Consider the following 13,343-nt stretch of genomic DNA (forward strand, 5'->3'; position numbering starts at 1 on the left):
CCCGACGCCGACCCCAGCCCCGCCCCCAACCTCAACGCCGGCCCCAGCCCCAGCTCCCGCTCAGGGCCCGGCTCCAGCCCCGCCACCCCCCGGCCCCACCCCGAACAACCGCGCCGCATTCCCGTAACAGACCGCGCGCAGCCACTCGTCCCCCATCCCCAACCGGGCCAGCGCCTCCAGCGCATGGGCGTACCCGTAGGGGATGTTGGGGAAGTCGCTGCCGAACAGGACCCGTTCGCCGAGGTCCGCCAGTCGGCCGTGCTCCGCGCGCGGGAACGGCGCGATCCGTTCCGCGAAGTCCGTGAAGGCCATCGTCGTGTCGAGGTGCACACCGGCATAGCGTTCGGCCAGCTCCAGGAAGTCGGCGTACTCCGGCATCCCCAGGTGCGCGATGATCAGCCGGAGCCGCGGATGCCGGGCCAGCACCCGCCCGATCGGCTCCGGTCCGGTGTGCTTGCCCGGTGCGGGCCCCGACCCGCAGTGCACGACCACCGGAACTCCCGCCTCCGCGACGGCCCCCCACACCGCATCGAGCCGCGCATCGGCCGGGTCGTACGCCCCCACCTGCACATGCGCCTTGAAGACGCGCACCCCGCCGGCCAGTTCGTCCCGTACGTACGCCTCCGCGCCGTCCTCGGGAAAGAACGTGGCGGTCCGCAGGCAATCGGGCGTCCGGGCCGCGAAGCCGGCCGCCCAGCCGTTCAGCCACTGCGCCATGCCCGGCTTGTGCGGATAGATCATCGAGGTGAACGCCCGTACGCCGAAGCCGCGCAGCACCGCCAGCCGCCGGTCCTCCTCGAAGCGGTACGTGATCGGCCACTCCCGGCCCACCAGCGGCCCGGCCGCGTCGAAGTACGCCCAGACCTTCGCCATCACGCGCTCCGGCATGAAGTGCGTATGGACGTCGATCAGCCCCGGCAGCCCCAGCCCCCGCCAGAACTCCTCCACCCGCTCATCCCCGTCCCGCATCGGCGCATCCCCGCCCCGCACCGGCACACCCCCATCCGCCACCCGCCACCCACTCGTCCCCGTCTCCCCCCCCGCTCATCCCCGTCCGCCACCCCGGCCCCTCTCCTCGGTCCTCCCGACACACCTCACCCAGCCCCGCCTCGCAGGCCGCCCAATCCAGCCTCGCAGGCCCGCCCCGCCACGAGGAACCCGAACGTCGAAGGAACCCTCCCCGTCAAAGACGGCCGCCTGGCCTCAGAACAGGCCTTCCTGCTCCCCGTCCCGCTCCAACGTGCCCGTTGCCGCCGTACGGCCCGGCAGCACCGGCACGGTCGTCACCCGTCCCGTCGCCGCTCCCAGCACCCACCCCGACAGCAACCGCGCATCCATCACCACCACCGGCCACGCCCCACCGGCCCCCGCACCGCGGCCCGCACCGGAACGCCGCCCCTCCACCTCCGCGTCCGCCTCCACCTCCGCGTCCGCCTCCACCTCCGCGTCCGCCTTCGCCTCGGCCTCCCCGCTTCCCCCTTCCGCTCCCTCCCCCACCAGCCGCAGATACACATCCGACCCGACCCCGGCCAGCACCTCCCCCGCGATCTCCGCCCCCGCCGTCAGCCCGCCCAACACCGCCGCACCGGCCGGTATCCGGTCCAGCCCGAACAGCTCCGTATGGTCCGTACACGCGAACTCCACCGGCTCCAGCGTCTCCGGCCAGCCACCCAACTCCCTTGCCCCCGCGTGCAGTTGTGCCAACTCGGCGCACCGCTCCGGCACCTCGGGCAGCGCCCCCCGCGCCGCCCGCTTCGCCGCCTTCGTGAAGCGGTCCGGGATCGCCAGGGCGCTCCCCAGCAGCGCCTCCGCCCGCCGCGCCGCCATCAGCGGACCGCGGCCCAGCCATGCGTACGCCACCGCCCCCTGCTCCACCAACCGCGCCGGCCCCCGCTCGGCGGCCGTGATCCCCACCTTGAGCAGGCGGGGGCCGAAGTACGCGAGGTAGACGGCGTACGGACGCGGGTCGTCGGCCATGGTGTCCGCGGCCACCGACCGCGAGCGGTCCAACTGGGCACACCGCGCGCACTGGTCCTTGGCACTCTCCCCGTCGAGCACCGCCGCATACGGGCACACCAGCCAGCGCCCGGCCCGCCGCACGCCCAGGCAACGCCGCTCCCCCTGCGCCGCGAAGGCCAGCGTCTTCCCCGCGGGGATCAGGCTCTCCCGTTCCTCATCCCGCTCGGCGCAGTACCAGCCCAGCCGCTGCCCGAACCCCGCCGCACCAGGCACCGGCCCCGGCCCGGACCCCGCTCCCGGCCGTGCCCCCGAACCACCGCCTGACCAGCGCGGTCCCGTACATCGCCACCACACATCGCCAGCGTACGACCCCCCACTGACAACGCCCGGCCCACGCACGAACGCCCAGCTCACGCATTAACGCGCGCCCCACGGCGTCAACGCCCAGCTCACGCAGGAATGCCCACCCACGCACGAACGCCCGCCCCCAACCTACGAAGGCCCCACCCCCGCTCCCGCCCCACCTCCCCAGGCCACCAGCCCACCCCTCAAGCCACCAACCCGCCCCGTCCCCCCGGCCCCCGGAACGTGCTCCGGTACATCCGCGGGGACACCCCCAGCGCCGACTGCAGATGCTGCCGCAGCGACGCCGCCGTACCGAAGCCGGCCTCCGCCGCGATCCGGTCCACCGTCAGCTCCGTCTCCTCCAGCAACTGCCGGGCCCGCTCGACCCGTTGCTGGGTCAGCCACTGCAACGGCGAGATCCCCACCTCCTCCCGGAACCGCCGGGTGAAGGTCCGTACGCTCATCGCCTCGCACGCCGCCAGTTCCCGCAGCGTCACCGGCCGGTCCAGGTGTTCCAGCGCCCAGGCCCGCGCCCGACCCGTCGACGACAGCTGCGGCTCCGGCATCGGCCGCCGGATGTACTGCGCCTGGCCGCCCTCCCGGTGCGGCGGTACGACGGTCCTCCGGGCCACGTCATTGGCGACGGCCGCACCGTGGTCGCACCGGACCATGTGCAGACACAGGTCGATGCCGGATGCGACCCCCGCCGCCGTCAGCACGTCCCCCTCGTCCGTGTACAGCACGTCCGCGTCCAGTTCGACCTGCGGGAACAGCCGGCGGAAGTCATCCACCGACCGCCAGTGCGTAGTGGCCCGCCGGCCGTCCAGCAGCCCGGCCGCCGCCAGCACGAACGCGCCCGTACAGATCGACGCGATCCGCGTCCCGGGCCGGATCCGCCCCAGCGCCTCGGCCAGTTCCGCACTCAGCCGCCCGGCCGTACGCTCCCCCCGCTCGTAATCCGCCTCGGAGGCCGGCACGACCACGGTGTCCGCCTCGGCGAGCGCCTCGGGCCCGTGCGCCACGCACACCGTGAAATCCGTGTCCGTCCGCACCTCACCCGGCTCCAGCGCACAGGTGACCAGCTCGTACAGCCGCTCCCCGGCCGCCGATCTGGCCTCGCCGAAGATCCGGTGCACGCTGCCCACCTCGATCGGCAGCATCCCGTCCCGCACCAGCACCACCACCCGATGCCGCCGCATCCCGCCACCACCCATGACTGACTCTCTCCCCACGCCCCGACCGCTTGGCCCGACCGCCTGACCCGACCGTCTGGCCCGACCGCCTGGCCCGAACCGTCCGACCCGACCACCGGGCCCGACCGCCTGGCCCGAGCCGTCCGACCCGAACCGTCCGACCCGACTACCTGGCCCGATCCTTGCACAGTATGGCCATCCGGCCACTCGTCCGTACGACCGCCCGCCCGGACAGTGGGTGTCATGAAGATCCTTTGGCTGTTCGCCCACCCCGACCGGCGCTCCCTGAGCGGCGCCCTCAAGGACGAGGGCCTACGCGCGCTCGAAGCCCACGGCCACGAGTACCGCGTCTCCGACCTGTACGCCATGAAGTGGAACCCGGTGGTCGACGCCGCGGACTACGGTCACGACCCCGCCGGCCGCCTCCACGTCGGCCCGGCCTCCGAACGCGCCTACCACCACGGCCACTTGAGCCCGGACATCGCCGCGGAACAAGAGAAGGTCACCTGGGCGGACACCGTGATCGTCCAGTTCCCCCTCTGGTGGTACGGCATGCCCGCCATCCTCAAGGGCTGGTTCGACCGCGTCTTCATCAAGGGCTTCGCCTTCGGCCACACCGACCCGGAGACCGGCCGCCCACTGCGCTACGGCGACGGCCGGCTCACCGGCAAACGCGCCATGGTGATCACCACCGCCGGCGCCCGCGCCGCCACCCTGGGCCCGCGCGGCGTCAACGGCGACCTCAACGATCTCCTCTTCCCCCTACAGCACGGCACCCTCTGGTACACCGGCATGTCCGTCCTCCCGCCCCTCCTGATCCCCGGCGCCGACCGCACCACCCCCACCGCCTACGCCACCGCCGCCACCCGCCTACGCGAACGCCTGCGCACCCTCCCCACCACGGAACCCCTCGCCTTCCGCCACCAGAACACCGGCGACTACGACGACGACCTCCTCCTCCACCCCCACCTCACCCCTACGCCGCCCACCGGCCCCGCCGCCCACTACACAGCCCCGCCCCCGCCCCACCACCCCTAGGGCCCCCGGAACACAGACCGGAACGCAGACCGGAACGCAAAAAAGCCGTAGGGCCGTGGATCTGGATCCACGGCCCTACGGCGTCAGTAGCGGGGACAGGATTTGAACCTGCGACCTCTGGGTTATGAGCCCAGCGAGCTACCGAGCTGCTCCACCCCGCGTCGGTTCCCCGAACACTACGCGACTCCCGCCCTCACACCTAATCCTTTTCCGACCTGCGGGAATCCCTGCCCCCTCCCGGCCCCTCCCCGCCGCTCAGCCTCGGCCACTGAGCCCCGGTCCCTAAGCCCCCGACCGCTCAGTCCCGGCGCCAGACCTCTTCCATCTCGACCCGGACGCCCTCGGAGCGGGCGACCTTGAAGACGGACACCCTCAGCTGCTCGCCGGCGTAGGGAACATGGAGGCCACAGGCGAGGAGGTCCAGGTAATCGCTCCATACGAAGGCTTCGAGGTCTTCGAGGGAGAGGTCACAGGTGGCGGGATCGCCGGCAGTGGCCCCGATGGCACCGAGGGTTTGCAGCGGGTCCCCCATGAGTTCCATCTCGTCCCAGCCGTCCGCACTGACCCTGGGAACACCGGGGACGTGGATGAGGTATTTGCCGTACGTCTCGGAGTACCCCAGCTCGCAGACACCGACGATCCGGGCATCAGGGTGGCTGGCGACCTGCGCGTCGAACTCGTTGTCCAGGTTGAACGAGATACCGGTGTCACCGAATGCGGGGTCGGTGATCTGCACCGCGTTCCCCCAGCAGCCGACGGTCACAAGGTCCAGGTCTTCCGGCACCCGCGGGGACCCGATGTCCTTACGACGCATCGGCTCAAGCTCTTCCACCACACCGGCGACCGTCCCCAGCTCGCTCAGGACCTGCCGAGCACGCACGGGATCGTGGGCCGGCGCCTCCTTGATGCTGTGCTGGTCGTAGTAGGCGGGGGCGGGCGGATGTATCCGCGTGATCTGCGTGACGCCATAGGGCAGGGTGCTCATGGGGGCAGCTTAGGAGCGGGCACTGACAGTCAACGGCGGACGTGCGTCACCTCAACTGCCCCGGCCCTACGAGCAGTTGATGCGCTGGAGGCGCGGAAGCAGCGACCGGCCACCCTTACGGCATCACATGGCATGGCACGGCATCGCACGGCATCAGTGGCATCGCACGGCATCACATGGCATCACATGGCATCGCATGGCATGCCATCGCCCGGATTCGGGTGGCACCGCTTGGCACCACCTGGCACCACCCGGCACCATTCCGCACCGCCAACAGCACTCAAGGCGTCGCAAAGACCCAGACCAAGACGCTCAACGCCTTCACATTTCCCCAGCTCACAGAGGCAACTAACCAACCCGACGCCCACTCGGCACCCACCCGGCGCCACCCCCACTTGCACATGGCACCGCAATGGTGCCATCATGGCGTCATGGACCTCACCCCGTATGTCGACACCCTCCGCCGCGAACTCGCGGTGGCCGCCGAGGCCGGCGGTGACGAAGCCCGCGAGCTCGCCGAGCGGCTCACCGCTCCTCTGGAGTCGGCGACCCGTCTGACCATGCTCCAGGTGCTCTCCGCCGCGATGGACGAGATCACCCGCGAACTCGCCCCCGGCTCGGTCGACGTACGGCTGCGCGGGCTGGACCCGGACTTCGTGGTGACGCCGCCGCCCGCCGACGCGGGCGCGACCGTGGAGCCGGCCACCCCCGTCGAACCGTTCAAGACCCCGACCCCGGCCGAGGGCGACGAGGGCGGCACCGCCCGCGTCAATCTGCGGCTGCCGGCCCACCTCAAGGCGCGCGCCGAGGAAGCCGCGAGCCGCGAGGGCCTGTCGGTCAACGCGTGGCTGGTGCGGGCCGTATCGGCCGCGGTCGCCGACGGCACGCAGCCGCGTACGGCGGAGAAGACCCAGAGCATCGGACAGAGCATCACGGGCTGGGTCCGCTAGCCCCACGCCCGCCCGTACCACTTCGCCCGCGCAACCTCCCTCACACCACTTCCTCCACACCACTCCACCCACACACCATTCCACCCACCCACCACGTCCCACCAGCACGCGCTGTGCGGACGCCCCCAAGACTCAAGAGGACGGGACAGCCATGCCTTCTTTCGACACTCCCGCACCCATCTCGGCCACGGTGCACGTGGAGGCCGGTTCCATCCAGTTCGTCGCGGGCGACCGCCCCGACACCGTCGTCGAGGTGCAACCCCGCGACCCGAAGAAGGACCGGGACGTACGGGCGGTCGACCAGACCGAGGTCTCGTACGCGAGCGGCGTCCTGACCGTCCGGACCCCCAAGCTGCGCAATTCGCTTCGCCGCCCCGGCACCGTCGACGTGACGGTCGAACTGCCCACGGGCTCGCGCATCGACATGACCGGCGCCTGGGCCCAGGTGGTCGGCGAGGGCCGGCTCGGCGAGGTCCGCGTGAAGACCTCGGCCGGCGACGTCCGCCTCGACACCACCGGCCCGCTGAAGCTGACCGCGTCGCACGGCTCGATCACCGTGGACCGGGTCGAGGGCCTGGCCGAGATCACCACCAGCTCCGGCAGCCTGCGCGTCGGCACCGTCGACGGCCCAGCCGTCCTGAAGAACTCGCACGGCACCACGACGATCGGGGCCGCGACCGGCGAGTTGCGGGTGAGCGGCGCCAACGGCGACATCGAGATCCGGCGCGCCGAGGACTCGGTCACCGCCACCACCGCCCATGGCGCCCTGCGCGTGGGCGAAGTGGCCAGCGGCAACGTCCAGTTGGAGACCTCCTACGGCGCCATCGAGGTCGGCATCCGCCAGGGCACCGCCGCCTGGCTCGACGTCAGCTCGGGCTCCGGCCAGGTACGCAACGCGCTCACCGCGTCCGACACCCCGGAAACCACCGAGGACACGGTCAAGGTCCGCGCCCGCACCCGGCACGGCAACATCGACGTCCTCCGCGCCCGCGCCTGAGCCCCCGGCCTGAGCCCCGACCCCACCCGCTCACCCTCACCCCCCCCGCCTCAGGCGGATGCGTAAGTCGTACGTCCACGGGACGCACCCCGCCGAGGCGGTCGTCGACAGCTTCGACGGCTTCAACGGCTTCGACGGCTTCGACGGCTTCGACGGCTTCCGGCCCAGCGGCCGGGCCGTCGCCGCGGCCGCGGTCCTCACGTACCCCTGCTAGCTGCCGAAGTGGCTGAATCGGCCCCTGCCCCGAGTGGACGCCGAGAGCGAGAAGCTCGGCCGGCACGCCACCCCCGCGCCCCCTCCCCGAGGGAACACCCCCTCGTCGGCTGACGCCCTCGCCGCCGAGCTGCCGCCCTCCCCGCCAAATGGCATGACGCGGCGTACCCACGCGCGAATCACACCAGCCAGGCACCACCCCTGCACCACCCACGCCCCCCTCATGCACCACCCACGCATCCCTCACGTGTGGGTGATCCATCCCTCACGCATCACGGCCCCTCGGCCGCTTCCGTCCGTCCTCCCTCCGTGCCTCCCTCCCCCGCCCCCATTCCCTGAAGAAAGGCCCACCCACCATGAACACCGCGCGCCAGGTGGCCACCACCACGCGAACAGCCGCGATCTTCGCGACCGGCCTGCGCAAGTCGTACGGCGACAAGGTAGTGCTCGACGGCATCGATCTGTCGATACCCGAGGGCACGATCTTCGCCCTGCTCGGCCCCAACGGCGCCGGCAAGACCACCACCGTGGAGATCCTCTCCACGCTGATCACCGCCGACTCGGGCCAGGCGCAGATCGCGGGCCACGACGTGACCACCGACGCCGACGCGGTACGCCGCCAGATCGGCGTCACCGGCCAATTCGCCGCCGTCGACGGGCTGTTGACCGCCGAGGAGAACCTGCTCCTGATGGCCGACCTGCGCCACCTGAGCAAGCGCGAGGGCCGCCGCCGCGCCGCCGAACTCCTGGAGCGGTTCGAGCTGACCGAAGCGGCCCGCAAGAACGTCGCCACCTTCTCCGGTGGTATGCGCCGCAAGCTCGACCTGGCGATGACCCTGATCGGCCGGCCGCGGATCATCTTCCTCGACGAGCCGACCACCGGCCTCGACCCGCGCAGCCGCCGCGTCATGCAGGAGCTCATCCGGAACCTGGTGACGGATCAGGGCGTGACCATCTTCCTCACCACGCAGTACCTGGAGGAGGCCGACCAACTCGCCGACCAGATCGCTGTGTTGGACCACGGCAAGCTGGTAGCCGCGGGCACCGCCGACGAACTGAAGCGCCAGATCCCCGGTGGCCATGTCCGCCTCCAGTTCGCCGACGAGGCCCAGCTCGCCATGGGGGCCGACCTCTTCGGCCTGGCCGCCCGCGACGACGAGTCGCTCACCCTGCGGATCCCCAGCAACGGCACCCTCACCGATCTCCGTGCCGTCCTCGACGCCCTCGACAGCACCGGCGTACGGGCCGAGTCGCTCACCGTGCACACCCCCGACCTCGACGACGTCTTCCTCACCCTCACCGGACGGCAGAACGCCCCCACCCTCCCCAACCAGCAGAAGGAGTCGGCCCGATGAGCATCGCGACCGCCACCGCACCGGCCACCCCCACCCGCTCGTACGCCCTGCGCGACTCCCTGACGATGCTGCGCCGCAACCTCAGGCACATGCGGCGCTACCCGTCGATGACGATCTCGATCGTCACGATGCCGATCCTGATGCTGCTGCTGTTCGTGTACGTCTTCGGCGGGGCGCTCGGCACCGGCATCGGGGCCGGTGCCGACCGCGGCGACTACATCAACTACGTGGTGCCCGGCATCATCCTGATGGCCGCGACCTCCGGAGCCGTCGCGACCGCCGTGTCCGTCTGCACCGACATGACGGAAGGCATCATCAACCGCTTCCGTACGATGTCGATCTCCCGCGGCTCCGTGCTCACCGGCCATGTCCTCGGCAGCGTCATCCAGGTCACCGCGGTCCTCGTCCTGGTCACGGGCGTCTCCCTCGCGATCGGCTTCCGACCCGACGCCTCCCCCCTCGAGTGGATCGCCGCGTTCGGTCTGCTGACCTTCCTGTCCTTCGGTCTGGCCTGGATCTCCGCCGCGATGGGCATGGGCGCCAAGACCGTCGAGTCCGCCTCCAACGCCCCGCTGCCGCTGACCTTCCTGCCCTTCCTCGGCAGCGCGGTCGTCACGCCAGACTCCATGCCGACCGGCCTGCGCTGGTTCGCCGAGTACCAGCCCTTCACCCCGATCAACGAGACCCTGCGCGGCCTGCTCCTCGGCACCCCGATCGGCAACCAGGGCTGGATCGCCCTGACCTGGTGCACGGCCCTCAGCCTGATCGGCTACCTGTGGTCACGCGCCGTCTTCAACCGCGAAATCACCCGCTGACCCCAAGGAGCAGGCGATGCAAAGGTGCGGCCCCGGATCCCCCGGGGCCGCCCTCGCCATTCCTCCACCCGACGAACACCGCCCCACCGCCACCCCCTCGCCGCCCCCTTCACCGACCGCCGTGCTCGCCATCCCCGCCATCCACCACGGCCACCAAAAACACCAAAGGCCCCGTTCACTTTCGAACGGGGCCTTGGCCTGCTGTGCGCTCGGCAGGATTCGAACCTGCAACCTTCTGATCCGTAGCTTTGGGCAAGGCTGTGCCGCGTCTACGCCTAGCCGCCCGCCCTATGTGCCGGTGATCGCTGTTGTCAGCTCCGGTGTGCCGTCGTTGCCGTCAGGGTTGCCGTCAACATGTCAGGGTTCCGCCCCGGGTTGGCGCAGAGCGTTCCGCGCTGCGGCCAGGGGACTGGCGGGAGGCTGGAGACATGGTCACAGCTCGTCTCCCAGAGCAGTGTGGACCGGTGCAATCAGCTGGTGGGGATTGTTGGTTCGTGCGGTGGGTGGGGGTATCTGCGTGCCAGCATGGTCGGTCCGGAGGCTGAGATCTGACTCTTCTCGGGGGTGGGTTGTGCAGGCTGCTCTGCGGTGGTTGGTGGCGGTGGTGGGTTCGGTTGTGTCGTTCGCTGTGGTGGCGGTGCCGTGGGCGGTGCTGTCGAAGGGGGGTGATGACCCGTGGGATGTGATCGGTCCGGTGGCGGGTGTGGTGTCCGCGGGAGTGCTGGCTGCTCTGGGCTGGTGGGCGTCGCAGGCCGGCGGTGCTGGGGTGCGTCGGGTGCGGCAGTCGGCACGCGGTGGGGGCCGCATCCGGCAGACGGGGGGTAGCCAGGGTGTAGGGACGGGAGCACCGGGTGCTGCGGCGCGTGAGGACGTGCGACAGAAGGCCCGTTCCGACGGAACGGGGGACATCGATCAGGTCGGCGGGGACCGGGTCTGAAGCAAGGGGGCCAGGGATCGTGGTGGAGAGTTCGGGGCAGCGTCGTGCGCGTCAGGCAGCGCAGGCGCACGGAGATGTGACGCAGGTGGCGGGTGACATGCATGTGCATCCTGCGCCGGTACAGGGTCCGTCAGTCGAGTGGCCGGTGTGGGTGGGCGATGTCCCGCGTACGGCCGCGGCTTTCCAACCGCGCACACAGGTACGCAAGGGGTTGAAGGCGGCGCGTGGCAGGGGCAGGGATGTGGTGCTGTCTGGTCCTGGTGGGGTGGGCAAGAGCCAGCTTGCGGCGTCGTTAGCGCGGGAGCTGCGAGATCAGGAGCGGTTCGATGGGGCTGGGCTGGATGTGCTCGTGTGGGTGCGTGCCACCGGCACCGATCAGGTCATCAGCGCGTACGCGGAAGCGGCCGGCCGGTTGCACATTCCCGGAGTATCCCCGGATGACGAGGACGGGGCGGCCCGGCTGTTTCTGCGGTGGATGGCGGCAAGCGGGCGGCGATGGCTTGTGGTGCTGGACGATGTCACCGACCCGGCTGCCATCCGGGAGTGGTGGCCCGACAGCGGGACCGGCCGCGGCTGGGTCCTGGCTACCAGCAGGCGTGAGGACGCCCAGCTCAGCGGAGAGGGCCGCTCCCTGATCCGGATCGGCCTCTACACGGACTCTGAGGCCCGCGCGTACCTCCAGCGACGGCTCACCGATGCCGGTCACGCCCCCCTGCACGACCCCGCCCAAGCAGGCGAGATAGCCGCCGAACTCGGTCATCTCCCCCTTGCACTCGGCCATGCCGCCGCGTATCTCATCAACAAGCGGCCCACGATGGCCGACTACCTCACCCTGCTGCGCGACACCAGCAGTCGGCTGAGCGACCTGCTGCCGGCGAGCGCAGACACCGAAGGCTACGGCCAGCCCGTCACCGCCTCACTGCTGCTCTCCCTCGACGCCGTCGAGGAAGCCGACACCAGCCAGCTGGCCCGGCCCCTGCTGCACCTCGCCTCCCTCATGGACCCCCTCGGCCACCCCGTCACCGCATGGACCACACCGGCAGCGCTCGACCACCTGAGCACCGCACGCCCGCCGCAACGCCGCCGGCTGCGCAAACACCACCCGCCCGTCACCGAAGCAGAGGTGCACAACGCGCTCGAATACCTGCGCACCTACGCCCTGATCACCCAGGACACCGCCACCGCCCCCCTGCGCATGCACGCCCTGACCGCCCGCGCCGTGCGGGAGACCATCCCGCCCGGCGCACTGCCCGCCACAGCCCGCACCGCCGCCGACGCCATCACCAGCCTGTGGCCCCGCCACGACCACGAGGAACGAGAACTAGCCGCCCTGCTGCGCGCCAACGTGGTCCACCTCGACCAGCTCACCCGCCCGGCCCTGTGGCAGCCCACAACCCACCCATGCATCTACACGGCTAGCCACAGCCTCACCGAAGCGGGCCTCTACCATCAGGCGATCGAGTACGACGAAACGGCCCTCCGTCTCAGCAGCCGCATCCATGGCCACAGCCACCCCGACACTCTCAACGCCCGTAGCAACCTCGCCGTCTCCTATCGCGATGCTGGGCGGGTCCAGGAGGCCCTCGACTTGCGTGAGCGGGTCCTTGCCGATTGCGAGCGGGTCCTGGGCTCGGACCACGCCGCCACCCTCGACGCCCGTAGCAACCTCGCCGTCTCCTATCGCGATGCTGGGCGGGTCCAGGAGGCCCTCGACTTGCGTGAGCGGGTCCTTGCCGATTACGAGCGGGTCCTGGGCTCGGACCACGCCGCCACCCTCGACGCCCGTAGCAACCTCGCCATCTCCTACAGCGATGCTGGGCGGGTCCAGGAGGCCCTCGATCTCGGCGAGCGGGTCCTCGCGGATCGCCAGCGGGTCCTGGGCTCCGACCACCCCGACACACTCACTGCCCGCAACAACCTCGCCAACTCCTACAGCGATGCTGGGCGGGTCCAGGAGGCCCTCGATCTCGGCGAGCGGGTCCTCGCCGATCAGGAGCGGGTCCTGGGCTCCGACCACCCCGCCACACTCACTGCCCGCCACAACCTCGCCATCTCCTATCGCGATGCTGGGCGGGTCCAGGAGGCCCTCGACTTGCGTGAACGGGTCCTCGCGGATCGCGAGCGGGTCCTGGGCATCGACCACCCCGACACACTCACTGCCCGCAACAACCTCGCCATCTCCTATCGCGATGCTGGGCGGGTCCAGGAGGCCCTCGACTTGCGTGAGCGGGTCCTTGGCGATCACGAGCGGGTCTTGGGCTCCGACCACCCCGCCACACTCACTGCCCGTAGCAATCTCGCCATCTCCTACAGCGATGCTGGGCGGGTCCAGGAGGCCCTCGACTTGCGTGAGCGGGTCCTCGCGGATCGCCAGCGGGTCCTGGGCTCCGACCACCCCGCCACACTCACTGCCCGTAGCAACCTCGCCAACTCCTACAGCGATGCTGGGCGGGTCCAGGAGGCCCTCGACTTGCGTGAGCGGGTCCTTGGCGATCGCGAGCGGGTCCTGGGCTCCGACCACCCCGACACACTCACTGCCCGCAACAACCTCGCCAA

Annotated in this window: 11 protein-coding genes and 1 tRNA gene; 7 read left to right on the forward strand and 5 right to left on the reverse strand. The window is 70.9% G+C overall.

The genetic code is table 11. The features are described from left to right. Positions 1-60: 60 nt before the first annotated feature. The 3 genes from ACFV1J_RS06285 to ACFV1J_RS06295 all read right to left on the reverse strand — a co-directional run bounded on the left by ACFV1J_RS06285 (position 61) and on the right by ACFV1J_RS06295 (position 3,518). Entirely contained in the window at positions 61-969 is a 909-nt protein-coding gene (locus tag ACFV1J_RS06285; RefSeq protein ID WP_385856083.1) for an amidohydrolase family protein, read from the reverse strand. Positions 970-1,203: 234 nt separating this feature from the next. Then, positions 1,204-2,232: a DUF2797 domain-containing protein gene (locus ACFV1J_RS06290; RefSeq protein WP_385856085.1), complete on the reverse strand. Its 1,029-nt coding sequence runs from the start codon at positions 2,230-2,232 to the stop codon at positions 1,204-1,206. Between the two features lie 275 nt (positions 2,233-2,507). Next, on the reverse strand, positions 2,508-3,518 hold the full coding sequence (locus ACFV1J_RS06295) for a GlxA family transcriptional regulator (RefSeq protein ID WP_385856086.1): 1,011 nt from the start codon (positions 3,516-3,518) through the stop codon (positions 2,508-2,510). A gap of 222 nt (positions 3,519-3,740) precedes the next feature. On the opposite strand from ACFV1J_RS06295, the gene ACFV1J_RS06300 reads away from it, so the two are divergent. Continuing rightward, entirely contained in the window at positions 3,741-4,535 is a 795-nt protein-coding gene (locus ACFV1J_RS06300; RefSeq protein WP_385856087.1) for an NAD(P)H-dependent oxidoreductase, read from the forward strand. An 87-nt stretch (positions 4,536-4,622) separates the two neighbouring features. Here ACFV1J_RS06300 and ACFV1J_RS06305 read toward each other — a convergent pair. Both ACFV1J_RS06305 and ACFV1J_RS06310 read right to left on the reverse strand, forming a co-directional pair. After that, a tRNA-Met gene (locus tag ACFV1J_RS06305) sits at positions 4,623-4,696 on the reverse strand. A 137-nt stretch (positions 4,697-4,833) separates the two neighbouring features. Then, the gene (locus tag ACFV1J_RS06310) at positions 4,834-5,520 is read right to left on the reverse strand and encodes a DUF6333 family protein (protein WP_385856088.1); all 687 of its coding nucleotides are present in this window, start codon (positions 5,518-5,520) and stop codon (positions 4,834-4,836) included. A 431-nt stretch (positions 5,521-5,951) separates the two neighbouring features. Here ACFV1J_RS06310 and ACFV1J_RS06315 point away from each other — a divergent pair, with 431 nt between their 5' ends. From ACFV1J_RS06315 to ACFV1J_RS06340, 6 genes are all read left to right on the forward strand, one after another. Continuing rightward, positions 5,952-6,470: a toxin-antitoxin system HicB family antitoxin gene (locus tag ACFV1J_RS06315; RefSeq protein ID WP_385856089.1), complete on the forward strand. Its 519-nt coding sequence runs from the start codon at positions 5,952-5,954 to the stop codon at positions 6,468-6,470. A 151-nt stretch (positions 6,471-6,621) separates the two neighbouring features. Beyond that, positions 6,622-7,467 carry a DUF4097 domain-containing protein gene (locus ACFV1J_RS06320; protein WP_385856090.1) on the forward strand — a complete coding sequence of 282 codons (846 nt, stop codon included), beginning with the start codon at positions 6,622-6,624 and terminating at the stop codon, positions 7,465-7,467. Between the two features lie 58 nt (positions 7,468-7,525). Then, entirely contained in the window at positions 7,526-7,681 is a 156-nt protein-coding gene (locus ACFV1J_RS06325) for a hypothetical protein (protein WP_385856091.1), read from the forward strand. Positions 7,682-8,036: 355 nt separating this feature from the next. Further along, on the forward strand, positions 8,037-9,035 hold the full coding sequence (locus ACFV1J_RS06330) for an ATP-binding cassette domain-containing protein (RefSeq protein WP_385856092.1): 999 nt from the start codon (positions 8,037-8,039) through the stop codon (positions 9,033-9,035). Then, positions 9,032-9,850 carry an ABC transporter permease gene (locus ACFV1J_RS06335; protein ID WP_385856093.1) on the forward strand — a complete coding sequence of 273 codons (819 nt, stop codon included), beginning with the start codon at positions 9,032-9,034 and terminating at the stop codon, positions 9,848-9,850. The genes ACFV1J_RS06330 and ACFV1J_RS06335 overlap by 4 nt, the downstream gene beginning before the upstream one ends. A 959-nt stretch (positions 9,851-10,809) precedes the next feature. Further along, positions 10,810-13,343 (forward strand): tetratricopeptide repeat protein (locus tag ACFV1J_RS06340; RefSeq protein ID WP_385856094.1); only part of this gene is annotated, 2,534 nt, incomplete at its 3' end.

Origin of the sequence: Streptomyces sp. NPDC059649 (genome assembly GCF_042734445.1) — a bacterium.
Classification (GTDB): Bacteria; Actinomycetota; Actinomycetes; order Streptomycetales; family Streptomycetaceae; genus Streptomyces.

Excerpts from the sequence above, each read along its gene's own strand:
- ACFV1J_RS06325 (WP_385856091.1), top strand. The coding sequence starts at position 7,526 with ATGCGTAAGTCGTACGTCCACGGGACGCACCCCGCCGAGGCGGTCGTC.
- ACFV1J_RS06285 (WP_385856083.1), bottom strand. The coding sequence starts at position 969 with ATGCGGGACGGGGATGAGCGGGTGGAGGAGTTCTGGCGGGGGCTGGGG.
- ACFV1J_RS06335 (WP_385856093.1), top strand. The coding sequence starts at position 9,032 with ATGAGCATCGCGACCGCCACCGCACCGGCCACCCCCACCCGCTCGTAC.
- ACFV1J_RS06295 (WP_385856086.1), bottom strand. The coding sequence starts at position 3,518 with ATGGGTGGTGGCGGGATGCGGCGGCATCGGGTGGTGGTGCTGGTGCGG.
- ACFV1J_RS06330 (WP_385856092.1), top strand. The coding sequence starts at position 8,037 with ATGAACACCGCGCGCCAGGTGGCCACCACCACGCGAACAGCCGCGATC.
- ACFV1J_RS06310 (WP_385856088.1), bottom strand. The coding sequence starts at position 5,520 with ATGAGCACCCTGCCCTATGGCGTCACGCAGATCACGCGGATACATCCG.
- ACFV1J_RS06315 (WP_385856089.1), top strand. The coding sequence starts at position 5,952 with ATGGACCTCACCCCGTATGTCGACACCCTCCGCCGCGAACTCGCGGTG.
- ACFV1J_RS06300 (WP_385856087.1), top strand. The coding sequence starts at position 3,741 with ATGAAGATCCTTTGGCTGTTCGCCCACCCCGACCGGCGCTCCCTGAGC.
- ACFV1J_RS06320 (WP_385856090.1), top strand. The coding sequence starts at position 6,622 with ATGCCTTCTTTCGACACTCCCGCACCCATCTCGGCCACGGTGCACGTG.